Annotated in this window: 19 protein-coding genes; 7 read left to right on the top strand and 12 right to left on the bottom strand. The window is 61.3% G+C overall.

The window, feature by feature from the left end; all coding sequences use genetic code 11:
- Window positions 1–425 precede the first annotated feature (425 nt).
- Window positions 426–1,067: a hypothetical protein gene (locus GIW28_RS23540; protein ID WP_169986200.1), complete on the bottom strand. Its 642-nt coding sequence runs from the start codon at window positions 1,065–1,067 to the stop codon at window positions 426–428.
- Between the two features lie 118 nt (window positions 1,068–1,185).
- Between GIW28_RS23540 and arr the strand changes: the two genes are divergently transcribed.
- Window positions 1,186–1,602 (top strand): NAD(+)--rifampin ADP-ribosyltransferase, encoded by a 417-nt coding sequence (gene arr, locus GIW28_RS23535; RefSeq protein WP_138452607.1) that lies wholly within the window; start codon window positions 1,186–1,188, stop codon window positions 1,600–1,602.
- Window positions 1,603–1,796: 194 nt separating this feature from the next.
- On the opposite strand, the gene GIW28_RS23530 is transcribed toward arr, so the two are convergent.
- Genes GIW28_RS23530 through GIW28_RS23505 form a run of 6 tightly spaced genes read right to left on the bottom strand, consistent with a single transcriptional unit; the run spans window position 1,797 to window position 6,962 of the window.
- Window positions 1,797–2,030, bottom strand: a complete 234-nt coding sequence (locus tag GIW28_RS23530) for a Pathogenicity locus (RefSeq protein WP_017138885.1) — start codon at window positions 2,028–2,030, stop codon at window positions 1,797–1,799.
- Window positions 2,031–2,056: 26 nt separating this feature from the next.
- The gene (locus GIW28_RS23525) at window positions 2,057–2,308 is read right to left on the bottom strand and encodes a hypothetical protein (protein WP_099549685.1); all 252 of its coding nucleotides are present in this window, start codon (window positions 2,306–2,308) and stop codon (window positions 2,057–2,059) included.
- Window positions 2,309–2,842: a GNAT family N-acetyltransferase gene (locus tag GIW28_RS23520; protein ID WP_017138883.1), complete on the bottom strand. Its 534-nt coding sequence runs from the start codon at window positions 2,840–2,842 to the stop codon at window positions 2,309–2,311. It lies immediately after the preceding gene.
- A 31-nt stretch (window positions 2,843–2,873) separates the two neighbouring features.
- Complete coding sequence (locus GIW28_RS23515) at window positions 2,874–4,295, bottom strand: efflux transporter outer membrane subunit (protein ID WP_236447950.1); 1,422 nt, start codon at window positions 4,293–4,295, stop codon at window positions 2,874–2,876.
- Window positions 4,292–5,860, bottom strand: a complete 1,569-nt coding sequence (locus GIW28_RS23510) for a DHA2 family efflux MFS transporter permease subunit (RefSeq protein WP_236447949.1) — start codon at window positions 5,858–5,860, stop codon at window positions 4,292–4,294. The genes GIW28_RS23515 and GIW28_RS23510 overlap by 4 nt, the downstream gene beginning before the upstream one ends.
- Window positions 5,853–6,962: an HlyD family secretion protein gene (locus GIW28_RS23505; protein ID WP_236447948.1), complete on the bottom strand. Its 1,110-nt coding sequence runs from the start codon at window positions 6,960–6,962 to the stop codon at window positions 5,853–5,855. The genes GIW28_RS23510 and GIW28_RS23505 overlap by 8 nt, the downstream gene beginning before the upstream one ends.
- Window positions 6,963–7,074: 112 nt before the next feature.
- Here GIW28_RS23505 and GIW28_RS23500 point away from each other — a divergent pair, with 112 nt between their 5' ends.
- The 4 genes from GIW28_RS23500 to GIW28_RS23485 all read left to right on the top strand — a co-directional run bounded on the left by GIW28_RS23500 (window position 7,075) and on the right by GIW28_RS23485 (window position 10,946).
- Window positions 7,075–7,785, top strand: a complete 711-nt coding sequence (locus GIW28_RS23500) for a CerR family C-terminal domain-containing protein (RefSeq protein ID WP_099549690.1) — start codon at window positions 7,075–7,077, stop codon at window positions 7,783–7,785.
- 425 nt (window positions 7,786–8,210) lie between these two features.
- Window positions 8,211–8,675, top strand: a complete 465-nt coding sequence (locus GIW28_RS23495; RefSeq protein ID WP_236458987.1) for a hypothetical protein — start codon at window positions 8,211–8,213, stop codon at window positions 8,673–8,675.
- 234 nt (window positions 8,676–8,909) lie between these two features.
- The gene (locus GIW28_RS23490) at window positions 8,910–9,515 is read left to right on the top strand and encodes a LysE family translocator (RefSeq protein ID WP_017138877.1); all 606 of its coding nucleotides are present in this window, start codon (window positions 8,910–8,912) and stop codon (window positions 9,513–9,515) included.
- 447 nt (window positions 9,516–9,962) lie between these two features.
- Complete coding sequence (locus GIW28_RS23485) at window positions 9,963–10,946, top strand: GlxA family transcriptional regulator (RefSeq protein WP_050547755.1); 984 nt, start codon at window positions 9,963–9,965, stop codon at window positions 10,944–10,946.
- A gap of 64 nt (window positions 10,947–11,010) precedes the next feature.
- Here the strand turns inward: GIW28_RS23485 and GIW28_RS23480 are convergent, their stop codons facing one another.
- From GIW28_RS23480 to GIW28_RS23460, 5 genes are read right to left on the bottom strand one after another with little or no spacing between them, the layout of a single operon-like run.
- Window positions 11,011–12,267, bottom strand: coding sequence for an NAD(P)/FAD-dependent oxidoreductase (locus GIW28_RS23480; RefSeq protein WP_236447745.1), 1,257 nt, complete (start codon window positions 12,265–12,267; stop codon window positions 11,011–11,013).
- Between the two features lie 3 nt (window positions 12,268–12,270).
- Window positions 12,271–13,842, bottom strand: a complete 1,572-nt coding sequence (locus GIW28_RS23475) for an aldehyde dehydrogenase (NADP(+)) (protein WP_236447744.1) — start codon at window positions 13,840–13,842, stop codon at window positions 12,271–12,273.
- Window positions 13,843–13,902: 60 nt separating this feature from the next.
- Window positions 13,903–14,850 (bottom strand): dihydrodipicolinate synthase family protein, encoded by a 948-nt coding sequence (locus GIW28_RS23470; RefSeq protein ID WP_177033173.1) that lies wholly within the window; start codon window positions 14,848–14,850, stop codon window positions 13,903–13,905.
- A 38-nt stretch (window positions 14,851–14,888) separates the two neighbouring features.
- Window positions 14,889–15,815 carry a 4-hydroxyproline epimerase gene (locus GIW28_RS23465; RefSeq protein ID WP_236447743.1) on the bottom strand — a complete coding sequence of 309 codons (927 nt, stop codon included), beginning with the start codon at window positions 15,813–15,815 and terminating at the stop codon, window positions 14,889–14,891.
- An 11-nt stretch (window positions 15,816–15,826) separates the two neighbouring features.
- Complete coding sequence (locus tag GIW28_RS23460) at window positions 15,827–17,452, bottom strand: APC family permease (RefSeq protein WP_236447742.1); 1,626 nt, start codon at window positions 17,450–17,452, stop codon at window positions 15,827–15,829.
- A 321-nt stretch (window positions 17,453–17,773) separates the two neighbouring features.
- Here GIW28_RS23460 and GIW28_RS23455 point away from each other — a divergent pair, with 321 nt between their 5' ends.
- Window positions 17,774–18,532 carry an AraC family transcriptional regulator gene (locus GIW28_RS23455; RefSeq protein WP_099549696.1) on the top strand — a complete coding sequence of 253 codons (759 nt, stop codon included), beginning with the start codon at window positions 17,774–17,776 and terminating at the stop codon, window positions 18,530–18,532.
- A gap of 72 nt (window positions 18,533–18,604) precedes the next feature.
- Complete coding sequence (gene treS, locus GIW28_RS23450; protein ID WP_236458988.1) at window positions 18,605–20,671, top strand: maltose alpha-D-glucosyltransferase; 2,067 nt, start codon at window positions 18,605–18,607, stop codon at window positions 20,669–20,671.
- Window positions 20,672–20,759 lie beyond the last annotated feature (88 nt).

Below are 20,759 nucleotides of genomic sequence, written 5' to 3'. Positions count from 1 at the left end.
CTCCGGCCGTTTAAATACATCACAAATGCGGAAAAGTAATTTATTTAACTAATTGATTTTTAGAGTTTTAATTGTGGATTGCAAATCCGCCTGCGCCGGTTCGATTCCGACCTCGGCCTCCACTCTTGAAAACCCCGTAGATTAACGTCTACGGGGTTTTTTATTGCCTGCAATTTGAGAGCCGTTCCGCAACCCCGCGCATGGCTCGCGCATTTGCAGTCAAGCGAATGCGCGAGCCTTGCACGGCGGCTGCGGGGAGGCGGAGATATTCTTCTTTTGCCTGGCCAAAGGCGACCCGCAATTAAAACGCCAAAAGTACAGCCCCGATCCAACTCAAAAAATCGAAATCGACCAGCGCTGATGCTCTGCTGCCGAGAGAAGGGACGGACCTATGTTCAGTGACATGAATCCATCCCTTTCTTTTGTTAAGCCGCCACCGCCATAGCAACCGGAGCGTACAGTGCTTGGCGTTCCTGAAGGCTCAGCAACTGCCAATTTTTCCCGACGCGTTTATACAGATCGGCGTTGTGTGGGATCTTCACCGTATTGAGCAGCCGCTGTTGGTAGCAGCCATACAGGTGTTTCAGAAAACCAGGTGGCATCACGATGTCTGTACTTGGCACATGGAACGAAATTGCCATGGGCCATTCTTTTTGACGAACGGACCCCAGCAGAGCAGGGCTGACGTCTTCAGGTTTGCCAATGGATACCCAGGTGGCGGGGTGTTTGCCATCCATCCAATGGGCGAACCATTCTGGCAGGCGCCCGCGCTTTGCCGGGTAGGGCATCAATACGCCAGCCTGCATTTTTTTGATCAGGTTTTCCCGAGTCAGTCGGTGGGTGATGCGCACGGTGGGAAGGCGGTTTATTGCCTCCAGAAACGCTTTGTTATCAGCGAGTGCGCCAAGGTGCGCAGCCACGTGCATGATCATCACGATGAGCGCCAGAACCCCAAGGAAAAGCCAGAATTTAATCGACGGGTCAACACGGACGTAAAGGGGGAAGGCATAAACGACAGCGGCCAACGGAATGAACGCGCCAGTGCAATATAGAAATTTCTTGTTCACGCGGGGGCCTCAAAAGAAAAGCAGTGATGCTACAGTGCCATCACTGTTTTGGCTTCTCCATTTCATCCTTTTTTTGTGCTTCTACCCCAATTCCCTTCCTCCAAGGAGCATCCAGCCCATGTCCACTATTGCCGGCGTATTCACCCGCCAGTTCTTCCACGGCACCCGGGCTGACCTGGAGCCAGGCGACACCATCCGCGTCGGCTACCCCTCCAACTTCACAACGGGCAAGCCACTGTCCTGGGTGTATTTCGCGGGCACGTTGGATGCTGCGATTTGGGGCGCTGAGCTGGCGTTGGGTGACGGTCCAGAACGGATTTACGTGGTAGAGGCCACCGGGCCAATCTTGGATGACCCCAACGTGACGGATAAGAAATTTGCCGGTAACCCGACGCTGTCCTATCGCTCGTTGGAGCCGCTACGGGTGGTGGCTGAGGTGACGAAGTGGCAGGGGCATGCGCCTGAGCGGTTGCAGCAGATGAAGGACAACCTTGCCCGTTTGAAGGCGGAAGGTCGCGATGTGATTATCGACTGATTGAGTTGCGAGCTAAGCCTATTCAGGCGGCGTGACACGTCAGTTAGAGCGAACTGGGGCTGCTTCGCAGCCCAACGCAGGCGGTGCGACGATTCGACAAGCCTGCTCGCCACAGTAACGGTGTTCGCCTTTAAGTGATGGGTAACGGCCATTAACCAACGTGCAGGATTCCGGCAGTGGTTTAGACCTTCTTGTCAGGCTTTTTGCGCCAGCGCCACAGCTGCAGTAATGGCCGCCCGCGCTTGAGGGCTGTTTTTCCAGCAGGTCGACCCGACTGCTGCCGATGCTTGCGCCAGAATGTCGCTCACGTTCGACTTTCCAAGCACTTCCAATGAGTCAATGCCCAACTGCTCCAGCCGTGTAATCACGGTGGGGCCTACGCCCTTGAGAGCGAGCAAGGCGGTTCTTTCTTCCAATGAAAACGGCATGTATATATTCCTTTTTTTATTACTCGCTAGGCCTCAGCGCGGACAATACGCTGTGCCTTCACCTCTTCGGCGTACACGCCAAGCTTTTCCTGCTGCGCAGCCAGCAATGCACACATTTTCATTAGCGCCACCGCTTCATCGGGTGTTCGGCCGTTCGCGGCCATCGCCGTCAGCTCCACCACCGACCAGCCGATAACTGCGCGTGCATCGTCAAGGTCGTAAAACAGTTCTTGTTGTGCGGTTCTGGGCCCGTCGAGCCCCTCTATCAGTTCGGCCATTTAGCACTGCGCCTGCTGTTTCAATTGAAGTCCCATGACGACCATCCCTATGTCGGCAAGGTCCGTGCTGAAGGGGATTTCGCCCATGCGCCGAAACCCGAATGCCTCATAAAAGCCCTGTGCACTGACGTTGGTTTTGAGCACGTCCAGCCACAGTAAATGCTCACCACGTTGCGCCACTTCATCGCGAACACACTGCAACAGTTGTTTGCCGTAACCCCTGCCGGCGGCGGATTTGAGCAGGTAGATTTTCTGCAGCTCCGCGCCCACTTCAGCGGTTAACGGCGCCGGCACCGACCAATTCACTTTGGCAAACCCGACGGCGTTGCCTTGTTCATCGAAAGCAGTGAACCACGCATGCTTGCCTGGCAACTCGAGTGACTGGCGCAGTGCACTGGGTGAAAAATCCTGCTCAAGAAAACCGTGCATACCGGCAGGCGACCATAACGTCGAAAAATGCTCGCGATAGGTCTGGCAACCGACCTCGCGCAGCGTATCGATATCGGCCGTTGTCGCTTTACGAAGGGTGATCATGTTGTTCCTTGGTTTATGTGCGTAGAACCCTTTACAGCGTCCAGCCTAACCCAAGCGCCTTGTGCAGCGAGGCAAAATCCTTCAGCAGTTCAGCGTCGCCGGATATCCGGCTCTCTTGCGCCTGGTAGCGCGTGCGCTCGGCATCCAGCCAATCGAGGGTGCTGGCCGTGCCCGCGCGATAACGCTGGCGTGTCAGGTCGGCGGCGCGTACTGCCGAAGATTCCACGTTACGCAGCAGCACCACATTCTGGCGCTGATGCCCATAGCGTGCCAAGGCCACATCCGCATCGCGCAATGCACTCAATACCACGCTCTTGTACTGCGCCAAGGCTTCATCGCGTCCGGCCTCGGCGCCTTTGACGCTGGCGGCGACGCGGCCGAAGTCGAGGGCGTTCCAGGTGATGCGCGGCAGGACCAGCCAGGTGCCGCTGTCTTTACGCGCAAGGTGGCCGGGGTCGCTGGCCGAGAAGGACAGGTCACCGGTGAGGCTGAGCTTGGGGAACCAGTCGGCGGTTTTTTCGCCGATCTGTGCGTTGCTGGAGGCCAGTTTACGCTCGGCCATGCGGATATCCGGGCGCGCCCTCAGCAGCGCCGCCGGGTCGGCCAACGGCACGGCGCTGGGTAAGGCGGGCAGGGCGCGGGCAGTGGCGAGTTGGCCATCCAGTTCGCCGGGTTCCAGGCCGCAAAGCAGGCCGAGTTGGTCGAGGGATTCGACGATGGCGGCTTGCAGTGGCAGGCGCTGGGCCTGGGTGTTTTCGGCTTGGGTGATGACTTGTTCAAGTTGCAGTTGCGAGGCCACGCCGCGCTCGCGGCGCTGCTGGGTGAGGTCCAGGGCCTGGTTTTCGATGTCGACGCTGGAGTCCACCAGTGCCAGGCGTGTTTGCTGGTCGCGCAGGTCGGTGTAGGCCTGGACGATTTCGGCGGCCAGTTGCACCTGGGCATCGGCCAATTGCGCCTGGGACGCGTCGGCTTCGGCCTGCGCAGCCTCGACGGCGCGACGGGTGCCGCCGAACAGGTCGGCTTCCCAGCTGGCATCGAAGCCGGCGAGGTAGAGGTTCAGCGGGCCGCGGCCGCCGCCACTGTTGCCACCCAGCGCGGAGGTGTCGGGCGAGCGCAGTTTGAGCATCGCAGCATCACCGCTGACCTTGGGCATCGCGTTGGCCTGTGCGCCGCTAAGGCTGGCGCGCGATTGCTGCAAACGGGCCTGGGCGGTGGCGATGTCGGGGCTGTTGCGCAGGGCTTTGTCCACCAGTTCGTTGAGCTGCGCGTCGCCCAGCGTGCGCCACCACTGCGCGACAGCGGGTGCGCCAGCGGAGGTGTTATCGGCATGCGGCAGGCGCCCGGCCGCCAGGGTTTTTGGCGCAACGTTGGGGGCACCCTGGTAGTCGGGGCCGACCGTGCAGGCGGACAGCAGCGCAACGCTGAACAGAAGAGCAAGCTTGCGAGGGATCATCGGGTTACCGTGCGCTTTTTCAGAATAAAGATCAGGGGCAGGCACGCCAGCATCGCCAGTCCCAGTAGATAAAACGAGTCGTTGTAGGCCATGACCGAAGCTTGCCGCGCGATATCATTGGCCAGTTGCGCAAAGGCTTGCAGCTGTGAGGTGGACGCATCACCGGTTTGTGCCAGGTAGCTGGCGGTGCTGCTTGCCATGTGGTCCTGGGCCAATTGGCTGTTGGCCTGGACGCCTTCGCGCAGCATGTCGTCGTGAAAGTGGCTGCGCCGGTCCATCAACACGCCGAGCAGGGCCAGGCCGATGGTGCCGCCCAGGTTGCGCGACATGTTGTACAGCCCGGCAGCGTCCCCGGCTTCGTGGGTTTGCACCGAGCGCATGGATAATTGGCTTAGAGGCATCATCACCAGGATCTGCCCGAACCCGCGCAGCAGTTGCGACCAGATAAAGTCATGGCCAACGCTGTCAGTGGTGAGCGTGGTGTCGACGTAGCAACTGGCCCAGTACAGCAACAGCCCGGCGCCGACCATCCAGCGCAGGTCGTAGCGGCCCAGCATTCTTGGCAGAATCGGCATCAACACAAACGCCGGAATCCCCGATAACAGCATGATCGCGCCCGACTGCTGCGCGTTGTAGCCCGACAAAATGCCCAGGAATTGCGGCACCAGGTACGCCGTGCCATAGATGCCGGCGCCGACCGCTGTGCCGATCAACAGCACGCTGCCAAAGCTTTTGTTGAGCACCAGTTGCAGGCGCAGGATCGGGGTTGTTGAGCGCAGTTGCCCCAGGGCAATCAGGAAGAACCCGGTGACGGTGGCGATGCTCAGCCAGATGATCAGCAGCGAATCAAACCAGTGTTCGCGCTGGCCTTCTTCGAGCACCACGGTCAGCGAACTCAAACCCATGGCCAGGCCGAGGATGCCCAACCAGTCAGCGCTGATAAAGCGTTGCAGGTTCATGCGCTCGGTCGGCAGGCCGGTGATCAGCAAGGTGATCAGCGCAATGCTGATGGGCAGGTTGAGAAAGAAACACCAGCGCCAGTTGATGTTTTCCGTGAGCCAGCCGCCGATCACCGGGCCCAGCAACGGGCCGAGAATCACGGTCATGCCGAACATGGTGGTGCCGATCGCCAGTTGGTGCGGGGGCAGGCGCGTGCGCACGATGGTCTGCGCGGTGGGGATCATCGCACCGCCGGCGAAGCCCTGGCCGATGCGCCCGGCGATCATCGCACCGAGGCTGGAGGACAAGCCGCAGAACATCGAAAACGCGGTGAACATCAGCGCGGTGCCGATCAGAAAGCGGCGCAGGCCGAATACCCGCGTCAGCCATGCGGCGAGCGGGATCATGACGATTTCCGACATCAGGTAGCCGGTGGCGATCCACGTACCTTCGGTGCCGGTCGCGCCGATCTGGCCCTGGATCTGCGGCAGCGCCGAGTTGGTGATCGACACGTCCAGCGTCGCCAGCAACGCGCCCAATGCCCCGGCAGCCACGGCGATCCAGTCGGTCAACGAGGCGTTACGCGGTTTTTCGGCGACGGCCTCGGCCATCAGCGCCTCAGCCATGATTGGCATCCGCCGCGTGGCTACGCGTGTCGACTTCGACGGTGGCCGACAGGCCGGGCATCAACGACGCGCGAATATCATCGGGTACATCAAGGGCAATTCTCACCGGCACACGCTGCACGATTTTGGTGAAGTTGCCGGTGGCATTTGAGGGCGGCAGCAAGGCGAACTGCGCGCCAGTACCGGGCGACAGGCTGTCGATATGCCCCTGCAGGTTGCGGCCGGGCAGTGCATCCACGTGCACTGTGACGGCCTGGCCGGGACGCATGGCGCCGATCTGGGTTTCCTTGTAGTTGGCGGTCAGGTAGATCGCGCTGATCGGCACCACCGTCAGTAAGCGCGTGCCGGGCTGCACATACTGGCCGACGCGCACACCACGGTCGGCCACCCGACCCTCCAGCGGGCTGCGGATCACCGCATCATCTACATCCAGCTGGCTCTGCGCTTCGCTGGCCTTGGCCACGCCGAGTTGTGCCTGGGCCTGCTTGAGCTGGGCTTGCAGGGTGCCGTAGCGGGTTTCGCTGGAGCGCAGCGCAGCCTGTTTGGCGGCCACGGTGCTGCGTGCCTGCGCCAGTTGGTTGTTGAGTTGCGCCAGGCGTTCTTCTGGCTCGGCGCCGGAGCGGGCCAGCGGCGCATAACGGGCCACTTCGGTTTGTGCGTGTTGCGCGTCGGCCTGGGCGCCTTGCAATTGGGCGCGGGCTTCGGCAATGGTGGAATCTTGCTGTACCAGGTCGGCCTGGGCTTTGGCGTAGTCGGCATTGCGCGCAGCTATCGTCGCCGAGGCTTCGTCGCTCACCGCCTGGTATTTGCGCGCATCCAGGCGCACCAGCACGTCGCCACGCTTGACGTTCTGGTTGTCGCTGACCAGCACCTCGGCCACATAGCCGTTGATCTTGGGCGCTACGCTGATGCTGTCGGCCTGCAGGTAGGCATCGTCGGTGGTCTCGATAAAGCGCCCGTCCAGCCACCACCACGCGGCCCAGCCAAGGCCGCCCAGCAGCGCGAGGGTGACGATGCTCAGGAGAATGCGGCGCGCTTTGCTGCGCTGGCCATTAACGGTGTCTTCAGGAATGACCTGAGGGGAGGGGGTTGCAGCGGACATCGAGTCATTCCTGTTTGTGAGAGCCGGTTTTATATCGGATGGAATAAATTCTATTTTTCGCGAATTTTTGTCAACTGGTATATTTTGGTCCGGTATTCGAGAGGAGCTGCACATGGCACGACATAAACCTGCTGCCGAAGGTGGTTACCAGCGCGGTGAAGAAACCCGCGCACGTATCGTCGAAGCGGCGGTCGAGGTGTTTGGCGAACGCGGCTATGACCGCGCGTCCACCCGTGACATCGCCACGGCTGCCGGGGTTAATGCGCCCGCGATCCAGTACTACTTCGATGGCAAGGAAGGCGTGTACCTGGAGTGTGTCGAGCATTTGATCACGCTGCTGTGGCGCAAGATGTCGCCGTGCGTGGAAGCGGCCGAGGCCGCGTTGGCGGATGCCAAGGCGAGCGATAAAACCTTGATCGACGTCTCGCTGGGCATTCTGGGTACGGTGGTGTCCACCATCCAGGACAGCCCCCAGACCACGATCTGGCGCGCATTTATGGATCGTCATCAGGCGGGCCTGTGCCCGCAAAGCGCAACTACCGCCTTTGAAGACCGCTTCAAGGCACGCATTGGTCGGGTCATACGCCAACTGATCGCGCGCCTTTCCGGCTTTGCCGTGGAAGACGAGCGCACGGTGATTCACTCCATGGCGCTGTTCACCCAGGGCTTGGCGTTTCGGGTGCAGAAGCCCAAGTTGCTGGAAGCACTGAAGTGGACCGAGGTGAATCAGAAGGAGATGGAGGCGGTGCGCGATGTGGTGCTGATGCAGGCACGGTTTACGCTGGAAGGGTTGGCCAGGCAGCGGGATGTGCGCACGGCCTGATGATTTTTTCGAATTGCTTGTATGTGGGAGCTGGCTTGCCTGCGATGGCCCTAGGTACCTACACAACTTTTCAAGGCAGCCAGTTTCTCCTGTGGCGAGCAGGCTTGTCGAATCGTCGCACCGCCTGCGTTGGGCTGCGAAGCAGCCCCAAACCCAGTCGCTGAGTTCTTTCAGGAACATTGCAGTGCCTTTATTGGGGCTGCTTCGCACCCCAGCGCAAGCAAGCTTGCTCGCCACAACAGCCCACTCATACTAGAGGTTGTCAGCTAGCACAGGGTAACGGCGCTTCGAAAACACCGGCAAAACCCGCCTGGCGTTGTGAAATGTTGTGAAGCGTGCGGAATGGCCCTTTGCCCATGCTAACGTCCGCGTCGGGGTATCGTCAGCTTGACGATTTCATTCGTTCCATTGAAGGAGCAGCGCCGATGTCTACTACCGTAACGCCCGCGTCTGGCGGGTCGAATACGCCAAAGTCTTCGCCTTCCACGTTCGACGACAAGTTGAACATTGCCAAGTCCAGCAAGGTTATTGCCGACTACATGCGCCAAACGGGCAAGTCAGCGATCACCAAGCAGGAGCTCACGCAACTGGCCAACAACACTTCGGGCAAAGTGCCCACGGATGTGTCCGACGCTGCCAAGTACATGGAGCGCCACCCGGACGTGTTCACCGCGATTGAAACCCACGACGTGGCGGGGGCCGACAACCTCTCCGGCGTGTGGAACTTTGATTGGGCGGCCAAGGGTGGGCTCGATGGCACCTCGACCGACGCCATCGCCAAAATGCAGGACACCTTCGACTTTGCCATCGCCAAGTCCGCGCAGATCACCGAGATCTCCACGGGCAAAAAGGCTGAGCTGGACTCGACCAAGCAACGGCCCCAAAACTGAGACGCGTGGGTTGTCTGCCAACACCAACGGTTCCCGGCGGGCTCAGTGGGAACCGTAGTCGGCCGGTACGCCGTTGTGATGTGTTCAGCGCAGACTCAAGCAAGGCGCGCAACTCTACCGATCAGCTCGATAACGCCAAAGTGTATGCCTCGATCCGCCCCTAGCTGTACGGGGCGGCAAGGGCTGTAACCCACTACTGTCGCAGGCATACCACTACCGCCTGGATGCCGCGCCATGTTCATGTCCACCAGCCTCTTGTCCGCCTTTGTCCTGTTTGCCTTCGTGTCCTCGATCACGCCCGGCCCGAACAACACCATGTTGCTCGCCTCGGGGGTGAATTTTGGCTTTCGCCGCTCGATGCCCCACGCGCTGGGGATCAGCATCGGCTTCATGCTGTTGGTGATGTCGGTAGGCCTGGGCCTGGGCGAAGTGTTCAAGGTATTCCCGTGGGCCTACACGGTGTTGCGCTATGTGGGAGCAGCCTATTTGCTCTACCTGGCGTGGAAGATTGCCACCGCTGGCGGCATGTCCGAGAACCCTGACGAGCGTGGCAAACCCATGACCTTTCTTGGCGCGGCCGCGTTTCAGTGGGTCAATCCCAAGGCATGGATCATGGCGCTGGGAGCAATCACCACCTATACGCCGGCCGAAGGTTATGTGACCAATGTACTGGTGATTGCGCTGGTATTTGCGGTGGTCAACCTGCCCAGTGTGTGCGTGTGGGTGGGCTGCGGCAGTGGATTGCGCAACGTGCTGCGCGAGCCGCGTTGGTTGCGGGTATTCAACGGGTCGATGGCGGCGCTGTTGGTGCTGTCGTTGTACCCGATGCTTTTTGCGTGAAGCAGTGCCTCACACCGGCGAGATGGTTGCCAGCAAGCCGATACCGATGGTCAGCACCAGAAAACCGAACAGGAAAATTGCCATCTTGGTCATAAGGCCTCCGAAGGGAAGGGAGTCGACAGGAGTGTCGGAATGGCGCCCATTGTCCGCTTCACTGGCGTTTCGATACAGACGCAGATAGCAAAGAAAAAACCGTATCAGATGGTCCCGCAGCTGCCAGGCTGCGGGCCCGGGAGGCGGTTGCTTTTGTAAAGATCAGGCTTAAAGGTCGTGTTGACTATCAACAGGCAAGCGTCCTCCATCGTGGCAGCGGCCATGCAGCATAGTCATTATTCTTCGTGGGAATGCGGCACGACAGCCGGCGCATTTGCCCCTAAGATAGCGCCCATTGCATAAACAAAAAGAGTGGGCCAACCCTCGATGGAAAGACGCCAGTTCAGCGGTGGCATGAAAGGCAAGAACCTGCGCTACCTGAATGAAAACTTCCAGCAGCCGTCGCCGGTCACCCGCGTTGGTTTTTTGCTGCTCGAACACTTTTCCCTGCCGGCATTCACCCAGACCCTCGACACCCTGATCACCGCCAACCTGTTGCGCCCCGAGCTGTTTGCCACGCGTACCTTCGGGTGTGACGAGGGCGAAGTTATCAGCGACTTGGGCCTGGTGATCCGCCCGGATGCCCGCCTGCAAGCGTCGGCATTGCCCGACCTGGATTTGCTGGTGATCTGCGGCGGTTTTCGCACCGAACTCAAAGCCGGCGAGGATTTCATCCAGCTGTTGCGCAGCGCCGCCGAACAGGGTGTGAGCCTCGCCGGCCTATGGAACGGCGCCTGGTTCCTTGGTCGCGCCGGGCTGTTGCAGGGTTACCGCTGCGCGATCCACCCGGAACATCGCCCGGCGCTGTCGGAAGTGTCCAAAGCTGCGCAGGTCACCAGCGAACCCTACGTGATTGACCGCGATCGCCTCACCGCCTCCAGCCCATCGGGCGCGTTCCATATGGCCCTGGACTGGATCAAAAGCCTGCATGGCAAGGCCTTGGTCGAAGGTATCGAAGACATCCTGGCGTTTGAAGAGTCACGCTACCGGCGTATCAAACCCACGGAGAACATCAGCGTCAGCGCGCCACTGCGTGAAGTGGTGAAACTGATGGACGCCAACCTCGAAGAACCCTTGGAACTGGACCAATTGGCAGTCTACGCCGGCCGTTCGCGGCGCCAGCTCGAACGCCTGTTCAAGGAGCAACTGGGCACTACGCCGCAACGCTATTACATGGAGTTACGCGTCACCGAGGCGCGGCGTTTGTTACAGCACACCGAACTGTCACAGGTGGATGTGCTGGTGGCGTGCGGGTTTGTGTCGCCGAGCCATTTCAGTAAGTGCTACAGCGCGTATTTCGGCTATCGGCCATCCAAAGAGAAGCGCTTGGTCAAGTAGCGTTGAGCGCGAGCACTGTGATTGTCACTGTGGCGAGCAGGCTTGCCACAATAACGCCAAAGACCTAAAAGCGCGCCAATCGGTAAGGGGCCAGGTCCGGCAGCGCCATGCGCTTACCTGGCGTGGCCAGTTGCACGACCATCTCCGCCGTCACCGCCGCCTGCGTCAACCCCAAATGCTGATGCCCAAACGCGAGCAGTACCTTGCCTTCCGCCACCCGATCAATGATCGGCAGCGAGTCCGGCAGCGACGGGCGAAAGCCCATCCATGGGGTTGCGTCCCGGGTACTCAAGTCCTGGCGAAACAAGCCCTGGCTCAACCGGTGTAACTGCCAGGCGCGTTGCATATTGGCGGGGCGCTCCAGGCCTGCGAATTCGACCGTGCCGGCCAGGCGCAAGCCATCGTTCATGGGGGTCATGATAAATTTGCGCTCGAACGAGGTCACGGCAAAGGGCAAGCGCTGGTGTTCGTGGGGCAGCATCAGGTGATAGCCGCGCTCGGTGTCCAGCGGGACGTGCTTGCCGGTAAGTGCAGCGGTGAGTTTGGCCGAATGGGCGCCGCAGGCGATCAGCACCTGGCGGGCAGTCAGGCTGCCTTGATCGGTCAGCAGCGATACGCCGTCCGATTCCAGGCGCCCATCGAGCACGCGTTGCTGCACAAACTGCACACCGCAAGCCTTGGCCGCGCTCACCAGTGCGCACACCACGCTGTACGGATCAATAAAATGCCCGGTACCCGGGAAGAACAGGCCGCCCTGGATCGCATCGTTCAGTTGCGGCGCGGCCTTGCGTATTGCCTCGCCCGACCAGAAATCCACCGGCACATTCTGCTGCTGCATGCGTTGGCGCAACGCGTCGATGGCTTCCCCGGACGCGGCACGCTCAAATACCAGCAACGAACCCTCGGCGCGCAACAGCTGCGGCTGCTCAATGGCCTGCAGCAGACGTTGCCAAGCGCCCAGGCTGGCCTCATTGAGCGCACGAATGCCCGCCACCGTGCGCCGGTAGTTCGCCGGGCGTAGGTTGAGCAACAAGCGCACGAACCAGGGCAGGGCGCGTGGCAGGTACTTCCAGTCCAGGCGTAACGGACCCATAGGGTCCATCAGCATGGCGGGCAGGCGCTTGAGGATCGATGCGTCGGCAATCGGGAACACTTGCTCGGTGGCTAAATGCCCGGCGTTGCCATAGGACGCGCCCATGCCCGGCGCCTGTGGGTCGATGACCACCACGCGTTGGCCTTGACGGGCCAATTGCAGGGCGCAGGCGACGCCAATGATGCCGGCGCCAATCACAGCGATATCAGCACGGTTGCTGTCGCTCATCGTTCAGGCCTCTCTCTGGCCGTCGAGCAAGCGTCGCAACAGCAGCGGGTTGGCGTGTTGCAGCGCAGCGGGCAGCAAGCTGTCCGGGAAGTCCTGGTAACACACCGGGCGCAGAAAACGCAGGATCGCTGCGGTACCGACCGAGGTGCTGCGCGAGTCGCTGGTGGCCGGGAACGGGCCGCCGTGGACCATGGCGTCGCACACTTCCACGCCGGTCGGCCAGCCGTTGACCAGCAGGCGCCCGGCCTTGCGCTCCAATACCGGCAGCAGGGCTTGGGCGCGTGCCAGGTCGGCGGCGTCCAGGTGCAGTGTGGCGGTCAACTGGCCTTCCAACTGCTCGGAAACCTGGCGCACTTCTTCGTCATTGGCACACACCACGACCAAGGAGGCTGCGCCGAAGACTTCCGCCTGTAGATGCTCATTGCTTAAAAACGCGCTGGCCTGGGTCACAAACAGCTGCGCCTGGCCTTGATTCGGGCCTTGCGCCGCCAAGCCTTTGGCGGCGACTTGTGCGTGTTCGGCCAAGCTGCCGACGCCCGCTTCATAGGCCTGGAAAATACCTGGCGTCAGCATGGTCTGGGCGGCGCACGCCGGGAGCAACTCACTCGCCGTGGCGACAAAGCGCTCGAGTGCCGGGCCTGCGACCGCAATCACCAAGCCAGGGTTGGTGCAAAACTGCCCGGCGCCTTGGGTCAACGAGGCGACAAAACCTTGGGCCAACGCCTCTGCACGCGTGTGCAACGCCGCAGGAAACAGATACACCGGGTTGATCGAACTCATTTCCGCATACACCGGAATCGGCTCCGGCCGCGCTTGCGCCGCCTGGGTCAGGGCGATACCGCCGCTGCGTGAGCCGGTAAACCCCACGGCCTTGATACGCGGGTCGGTGACCAATGCGATGCCGACTTCGCGACCCGATCCATACAGCAGCGAAAACACACCGTCGGGCAAACCGCAGTCTTTAACGGCCTTGGCCAGCGCACGGCCGACCAGTTCGCTGGTGCCGGGATGCGCGCCATGGGCCTTGACGATCACCGGGCAACCGGCGGCGAGCGCAGAGGCGGTATCGCCGCCCGCCACGGAGAAGGCCAAGGGGAAATTGCTCGCGCCAAACACTGCCACCGGCCCCAACGCAATATGCCGCTGGCGCAGGTCTGCACGTGGCAATGGCTGACGCGTCGGTTGCGCGGTGTCGACGCGTACATCCAGCCATTCACCGGCGCGCACCGTGCGGGCGAATGTGCGCAATTGCCCGCAGGTGCGGCCGCGTTCGCCCTGTATCCGCGCGCGGGGCAGGCCGGTTTCGGCTAAGGCGCGTTCGATCAGTTCATCGCCAAGGGCTTCAATGTTGTCGGCAATCGCTTCTAGAAACGCTGCGCGCACTGCCAGTGAGGTGTCGCGATAGGTGTCAAACGCAGCCCAGGCCAAGGCACAGGCTTGGTCGACGTGCTCGCCATCGCCGCCTGGGTAGGCAGGCGCCAAGGGCAGGTCGGTGGCGGGATTAATCGCCTGGATTGCTTCTCGATGGCCGAGAGTTGCGTGCTGACCGATCAGCATCTTGCCCGTCAGAGTCATGGGGAGTCCTTGAAAAGTGAGGGTTGGCCGCTGTGAGAACCACAGCGGCGCGCGAGGGTGTCAGGCGACGTTCTGTTCAGCCGACCAGTTGGCGAACCACTGGCGGAATAACGCGTACTGGTGCTCGGCATAACGCTGTTGGGCAGTGCTGAGTACGTCGGTTTCGTTGAAGTGCAGGGCGTAGCCCTGGTCGCCGTTGAGCACCATCAAGTGCTTGTAATACAGCACCAGGTCGCAGCCCTCGTCGAAAGACGACAGCACGGCCAGCGCGGCCTCCAGCTCTCGCGCCAGGCGCCGGGCCTTGGCGTCGCCTTTGGCGGCTTTTTTGCTCAGGGCCACCAGTTGCAGCACTTCGCGCGGCAGCGCGTTGCCAATACCGGTGATGGCACCGGTGGCGTTGCAATTGACGAAACCGTGCACCACTTGGGTGTCGACGCCGACCATCAGGGTTACAGCATCGTCCTGGGAGGTGATGTTTTCCGCCGCGTAGCGCAGGTCGGCGCCGCCGCCAAATTCCTTGAAGCCGATCAGGTTAGGGTGTTCACGGCGCAGCTCAAAGAACAGGTCTGCGCGGGTAGCGAAGCCGTAATACGGGCTGTTGTAGATCACTGCCGGCAAGTTCGGCGCGGCCTTGAGGATCGCCGAGAAGTGCGCCTTTTGCGCGGTGGCCGAAGCGCCACGGGACAGCACGCGCGGAATTACCATCAAACCATGGGCGCCGACCTTGGCCGCGTGGGCGGCGTGGGCCACCGCTTCACGGCTGTTGACCGCGCCGGTGCCGACGATGGTCGGCACGCCAGCGGCAACCAAACGGGCCACGCCTTCCTGGCGTTCGGCTTCGGTCAGCAGCGGCCAGTCACCCATGGAACCGCAATACACCACGGCGCTCATGCCGATATCGATCAGTTCACGGCCCTTGGCGACCAGGGCGTCGAAGTCCGGTTTGCGTTCAGGCGTGCACGGGGTCATCAGTGCAGGGATGCAACCGGTGAAGATGTTGTCGCTCATTGTTCTAACTCCAGCGTTCAGTTAAATAAGGCCCGGGCTCAGATGCCCCAGGCAAAAGGGTCCTGTTCGTCGATCAGCAAGGTGCTGTCGGCGGTCATGTAGGCGCGGCCGGTGATGAAGGGGCGAATGCGCTCGCCATCCCATTCATAACGGCCTTCGAATTGGCTGCCGGTGATGCTGGCCTGCACCCAGGTGGCGCCGGGCGCGAGTTTGTCGTCAGCCGCCAGGCACGCGAGTTTGGCGCTGGTGCCGGTGCCACACGGTGAGCGGTCGTAGGCTTTGCCGGGGCACATCACGAAGTTGCGGCTGTCGGCGTGGGCGTCGTCGGCGAACAGTTCGATATGGTCGATCACTGCGCCGTCGGCACCGTGAATGCCTTGGGTTTCGAGGGCCTTGAGCATCGCCCAGGTGTAGTCGGTGAGGGTGTCGACGTTGTCTATCGCCAGCCTGTGGCCGTGCTGCGACACCAGGAAAAACCAGTTGCCGCCCCAGGCAACATCGCCATGCACCACGCCATAGCCCGGCACATCCACCGGCACCTGCTGGCGGTGACGGTAGGCGGGCACGTTGCGCAAGGTCACCGCGCCGTCGTCGTGCAAGGTGGCGGCTACCGGGCCGACCGGCGTGTCGATGGTGTGCACGCCGGGCGTTATGCGGCCCAAGTGGTGCAAGGAGGCGACCAGGCCGATGGTGCCGTGGCCACACATGCCCAGATAACCGGCATTGTTGAAAAAGATCACCCCGCAGGTGGCGCCTGGCGTGACCGGCGCGCAGTACAGCGCGCCGACCAGCACGTCATTGCCACGTGGCTCCAGCAGGCAGGCGCGGCGCCATTGATCGTGTTCGCTGCGCAAGGTGTGCAACTGGTCGGCAATGGTTGCGCCGGCGAGGGCAGGGAAGCCGTCCATTATCAGGCGCGTCGGTTCGCCGCCGGTGTGGGAGTCGATAACATGCAGGCGCTTCATAACAGGCTCCATCAGTGAGTGGCCGGGGACAGTGGCGCGTTGTAATGCGCGTCGCTGACCGCTTCGCTTTCGTCGTCTTCGTGTTCCAGGCGCACCAGGTGCGCGGGCACGCCAGTGGCGGCGCCCCAGTAGTAAATGCCCAGGGCGCAGAGGGCGACGACCAGCGTGTCAAACGGGTGGCTGATCGCGCCGATACCGCCGAAACTGCCGAGCTTGGACAGCAGGATGGTCACCGCGTAGAAGCCGATCAGCCAGGCCGACGAGCGCACTTGTTGCTTGAGATTCAGGTGCGCGGTCGGCACCCAGCGTGCGCACAGCAGGTACACCACAAACATCAGGATTTGCAGGCCAAGCAGCCACGACACGGTGCTCCAGCCGGACCAGTAAACGATCAGCGCGGCGATGATGAACGACAGCGGGCCGAGCACCGCCATGCCCTTGACCCGGAACGGCCGGGCCATGCCGGGCGCATTGCGGCGCAGCGCGGCGACGGTCACCGGGGCCACGGCGTAGCTTAAGATCAGCGCCGCCGACACCACATTGATCAGTGCTTCCCAGGACGGAAACGGCAGGGTCCAGAACACCGACAAACCAAAGGTCAACCACAGCGCCGGGCGCGGGATGCCGGACTTCTCATCAATGCGCGTAAAGATCTTGAAAAACGTGCCGGTCTGCGCCCAGCCGTACACCACACGCGGCGTGGCATTCATGTAGATATTGCCGCAGCCGCTGGGTGAGATCACCGCATCGGCCACCACCAGGTAGGCCAGCCAACCCACGCCCAACGCCAGGGCAATATCACGATAAGGCAGCGCCAGTTGCTTGCTGATACCCGCCCAGCCATCGGCCAGCATCTCGGTCGGCACGCCACCGAGGAAGGCGGTTTGCAGCAGCACATAGATGGCAGTCGACAGCAGCACGGAGAGGATCAAGGCAATCGGAATCGTGCGTTGCGGGTTCTTTACTTCACTGGCCACCGAGATGATCGGCGTGAGGCCCAGGTAGGCAAAAATCACTCCGCCGGCCGACACCGCCATCTCGATGCCCGACAGGCCAAACGGGGCAAAACCCTGGGTCTGGAAATTCGCCGGTTTGAAGAAGGTGAACAGCACACCAATCACCAGCAGCGGCACGATGAACTTGAATACGCTCACCAGGTTATTGGCGATGGCGAAGGTCTTCACACTGCGGTAATTGAGCACAAAGAACAGGCACAGCAGTGCAAATTGCACCAACCAGCCCAGGGTGGTCGGGTCGCTGGAACCGACCTTGGTCAGCTCGGGAAACCAGGCCGCGGCGTATTGGCGCGAGGCGACCACTTCGATCGCCACGAGGCTTGAGAACGCGATCAGCGTGATAAAGCCCATCAGGTAGCCCAGCAGCGGGCCATGGGAATACACCGGGTAACGCACCACGCCACCGGCGCGGGGCAGGGCGGCGCCGAGTTCGCAGTACACGATGCCCAGCAGCAGCACGGCGAAACCGCCGATCAGCCAGGAAATAATTCCCGCCGGGCCGGCGATGGCGGACACGTGGCTGGCCGCAAACAACCAGCCCGAACCGAAGATGGCGCCTAACCCGATAAAGGTCAGGTCCATCAGTGAAAGTTGTTTCTTGAACTTGCCTTGAGCAGACATGGCGGCGCCTTCTTGTGAGTTATTGGATAGGCATGCAGTGGCGATATCCTGAACCGATCAAGGGCGCTGCGATTGATGTTTTGCGTTGATGTGAATGACGAATTCGGCACAGTTTGAATGCGTAGATCCAGGCTTTTTTGTGGGAGCTGGCTTGCCTGCGATTGCATCACCTCGGTTTGCCTGAATGACCGAGGCGTCTGCATCGCAGGCAAGCCAGCTCCCACATTTTTGATCGAGTGTGGCCTCCAAGGCTGCCACAACCTTGTGTGGATACTCAGGCTGGCATAGGGCAATCTGCTTAAAAAAAATGGAGTGCAGGCCATGCTACCCAGTGCATTTGCGAGCTTTCTACAGGCCAACCGCCCCAACAGCATCGAGCAACTATTGGCGGGGGTCGCGCAGTTGCTGCCCTTGCTCGACGTAATCCCCAACGCGGCGATTTTCATCAAGGATATCGACGCCCGCTACGTCCTCGCCAACCACACCCTGGTGCAACGCTGCGGCCTCAAACAGCTGCAGCCGCTGCTGGGTAAGACCAGCGCCGAAGTGTTCCCCGCACAATTGGGGCCGGGCTACACCGAGCAAGACCGGCGCGTGCTGGAGCAGGGTTTTGTGCTCGAAGACCAGCTTGAGCTGCACCTGTATGGCAGCCGCGAACCGGGCTGGTGCCTGACGCACAAATGGCCGCTGTACAACGACAAGGGCGCGATCATCGGCCTGGCGGGTATTTCGGTGGACCTGCAATCGGCCAGCGAAAAGCATCCGGCCTACCAGCGCCTGGCCGCCGTGGATGAACACATTCGCCAGCATTTCAACCGCCGTGTCACCCTCGGCGAGCTGACCCGCATTGCCGGGATTTCCGTGGCGCAACTGGAGCGCTACTGCAAACGTGTATTCCACCTCACACCCCGGCAGATGATCCAGAAGGTGCGCCTGGAGCATGCGCACCGGCTGTTGCACACCGACCTGCCGATCACCGAGGTGGCGTTGCAATGCGGCTACACCGACCACAGCGCATTTACCCGCCAGTTCAAGGCATTGACCGGCTTTACTCCCAGGCAGTACCGGCAATTGGAGTAAATGCAACGAATCAAGGCCTCCGCCGCTCCTATGCTTACCAATAACCTTTTCACGGCAATAGGAAACAGGCTTATGACGGCGGCGGATAACGATCATGTGAACTGGCTGGTGCAACAATCCATGCTCAATGCGGCGCGTCAGCGGGCAAGGCTGTACAGCGGGCAAGGGCGTTTGTGGCAGCAGCCGTATGCGCAGACCCGGCCGCGTGATGCCTCAGCGTTGTCGTCGGTATGGTTCACCGCTTATCCGGCCTCGATTGTGACCCGTGAGAACGGCACGGTGCTCGAAGCCCTGGGCGATGAAAGCCTGTGGCAGGCGTTGTCGAAGATCGGCATCCAGGGCATTCACAACGGCCCGCTGAAAAAGTCCGGCGGGCTCGACGGCACACGGCATACGCCGACCATCGATGGCAATTTCGACCGCATCAGCTTCGAGATTGACCCACAGCTGGGCACCGAAGCGCAGTTGCAGGCCCTGACGCGCATGGCCGCCGCGCACAACGCGGTGATCATCGACGATGTGATCCCCTCCCACACGGGCAAGGGCGCGGACTTCCGCCTGGCCGAGATGGCGTATGAGGACTATCCGGGGCTCTACCACATGGTCGAGATCCGCGAGGAAGACTGGCCGCTGTTACCTGACGTCGCCGAAGGGCGTGATGCGCAGAACCTCAGCCCCGCGCAGGTGGATGCGCTGCGCGACAAGCATTACATCGTTGGCCAGTTGCAGCGGGTGATCTTCTTCGAACCCGGCGTCAAGGAAACCGACTGGAGTGCAACCCCGGTGGTCATCGGTGTGGATGACAAGCCGCGCCGCTGGGTGTACCTGCATTACTTCAAGGAAGGCCAGCCGTCGCTGAACTGGCTGGACCCTTCGTTTGCCGCGCAGCAGATGATCATCGGCGACGCCCTGCATGCCATTGATGTGATGGGCGCCAAGATCCTGCGCCTGGACGCCAACGGCTTCCTCGGCGTGGAACGCAAGCTGGACGGCACTGCCTGGTCGGAAAGCCACCCGTTGTCGATCACCGGCAACCAGTTGCTGGGCGGGGCGATTCGCAAGGCGGGCGGGTTCAGCTTTCAGGAGTTGAACCTCACTGTCGACGATATTGCCGCCATGTCCCACGGCGGCGCCGACCTGTCCTATGACTTCATCACGCGCCCGGCGTATCAGCATGCCTTGCTGATGGGCGACACCGAATTTCTGCGCCTGATGCTGCGCGAGATGCACAGCCAGGGCATTGACCCAGGCTCCTTGATTCATGCGTTGCAAAACCACGATGAGCTGACCCTGGAGCTGGTGCATTTCTGGACCCTGCACGCCCACGACAGTTACCTCTACCAAGGCCAGACGTTTCCCGGTAACAGCCTGCGCGAGCATATCCGCGAGCAGATGTACGAGCGCCTGGCCGGCGAGCATGCGCCGTATAACCTCAAGTTCGTCACCAATGGGGTTTCCTGCACCACCGCCAGCATTATCACGGCAGCCTTGGGCATCCGTGACCTGGAGGCGATCACGCCGGCCGATATCGAGCAGATCCGCCGTATCCATATACTGCTGGTGATGTACAACGCCATGCAGCCTGGGGTGTTTGCGTTGTCGGGTTGGGACCTGGTCGGCGCGTTGCCGTTGGCGGCCGATGCGGTTGCCCATTTGATGGGCGATGGCGACACGCGCTGGATTCATCGCGGTGCCTATGACCTGGTGGAGTTGAACCCGGACGCCGAACTGTCCGCCGGCCAGATGCCAAGGGCGAAAACCCTCTACGGCAGCCTCAACAGCCAGTTGCAGGACCCGGATTCGTTTGCGTCCCAGTTGCAGAAAATTCTCGCCGTGCGCAACGCCTACGGAATCGCCGCCAGCCGCCAGATCCTGGTGCCGGATGTGGAGCATCCGGGGCTGCTGATCATGGTTCACGAGTTGCCGGCCGGGAAGGGCACGCAAATCACCGCGCTCAACTTCGGCAGTACCGCGCTGACCGAAACCCTGCACCTGCCCGACATTGCGCCAGGGCCGGTGGTGGACATCATCAATGAGCGGGTCGAGGGCGATCTCACCGCTGAAGGTGAGTTCACCATCACGTTGGACGCATATGAGGGGCTGGCGCTGCGGGTGGTCAGCCTGTCGCCGATGCTTTAGGGGCCGAAGGCGCTGATCGACTCGTCGATCAGCGCTGATTATGCATTTGCCGGGAGAATGAATAACATGCAATTAACGCATTATTAAA

The organism is Pseudomonas sp. PA-5-4B (assembly GCF_021606215.1).
Taxonomy (GTDB): domain Bacteria; phylum Pseudomonadota; class Gammaproteobacteria; order Pseudomonadales; family Pseudomonadaceae; genus Aquipseudomonas; species Aquipseudomonas edaphica.
The sequence above is the reverse complement of the archived record's forward strand: the minus strand, read 5'-3'. Positions and strand labels throughout refer to the sequence as shown.

Excerpts from the sequence above, each read along its gene's own strand:
- arr (WP_138452607.1), top strand. The coding sequence starts at position 1,186 with ATGTCCACTATTGCCGGCGTATTCACCCGCCAGTTCTTCCACGGCACC.
- GIW28_RS23485 (WP_050547755.1), top strand. The coding sequence starts at position 9,963 with ATGAAAGGCAAGAACCTGCGCTACCTGAATGAAAACTTCCAGCAGCCG.
- GIW28_RS23480 (WP_236447745.1), bottom strand. The coding sequence starts at position 12,267 with ATGAGCGACAGCAACCGTGCTGATATCGCTGTGATTGGCGCCGGCATC.
- GIW28_RS23525 (WP_099549685.1), bottom strand. The coding sequence starts at position 2,308 with ATGGCCGAACTGATAGAGGGGCTCGACGGGCCCAGAACCGCACAACAA.
- GIW28_RS23530 (WP_017138885.1), bottom strand. The coding sequence starts at position 2,030 with ATGCCGTTTTCATTGGAAGAAAGAACCGCCTTGCTCGCTCTCAAGGGC.
- GIW28_RS23475 (WP_236447744.1), bottom strand. The coding sequence starts at position 13,842 with ATGACTCTGACGGGCAAGATGCTGATCGGTCAGCACGCAACTCTCGGC.
- GIW28_RS23460 (WP_236447742.1), bottom strand. The coding sequence starts at position 17,452 with ATGTCTGCTCAAGGCAAGTTCAAGAAACAACTTTCACTGATGGACCTG.
- GIW28_RS23520 (WP_017138883.1), bottom strand. The coding sequence starts at position 2,842 with ATGATCACCCTTCGTAAAGCGACAACGGCCGATATCGATACGCTGCGC.
- GIW28_RS23515 (WP_236447950.1), bottom strand. The coding sequence starts at position 4,295 with ATGATCCCTCGCAAGCTTGCTCTTCTGTTCAGCGTTGCGCTGCTGTCC.
- GIW28_RS23490 (WP_017138877.1), top strand. The coding sequence starts at position 8,910 with ATGTTCATGTCCACCAGCCTCTTGTCCGCCTTTGTCCTGTTTGCCTTC.
- treS (WP_236458988.1), top strand. The coding sequence starts at position 18,605 with ATGACGGCGGCGGATAACGATCATGTGAACTGGCTGGTGCAACAATCC.
- GIW28_RS23505 (WP_236447948.1), bottom strand. The coding sequence starts at position 6,962 with ATGTCCGCTGCAACCCCCTCCCCTCAGGTCATTCCTGAAGACACCGTT.
- GIW28_RS23500 (WP_099549690.1), top strand. The coding sequence starts at position 7,075 with ATGGCACGACATAAACCTGCTGCCGAAGGTGGTTACCAGCGCGGTGAA.
- GIW28_RS23510 (WP_236447949.1), bottom strand. The coding sequence starts at position 5,860 with ATGGCTGAGGCGCTGATGGCCGAGGCCGTCGCCGAAAAACCGCGTAAC.
- GIW28_RS23455 (WP_099549696.1), top strand. The coding sequence starts at position 17,774 with ATGCTACCCAGTGCATTTGCGAGCTTTCTACAGGCCAACCGCCCCAAC.
- GIW28_RS23495 (WP_236458987.1), top strand. The coding sequence starts at position 8,211 with ATGTCTACTACCGTAACGCCCGCGTCTGGCGGGTCGAATACGCCAAAG.
- GIW28_RS23470 (WP_177033173.1), bottom strand. The coding sequence starts at position 14,850 with ATGAGCGACAACATCTTCACCGGTTGCATCCCTGCACTGATGACCCCG.
- GIW28_RS23465 (WP_236447743.1), bottom strand. The coding sequence starts at position 15,815 with ATGAAGCGCCTGCATGTTATCGACTCCCACACCGGCGGCGAACCGACG.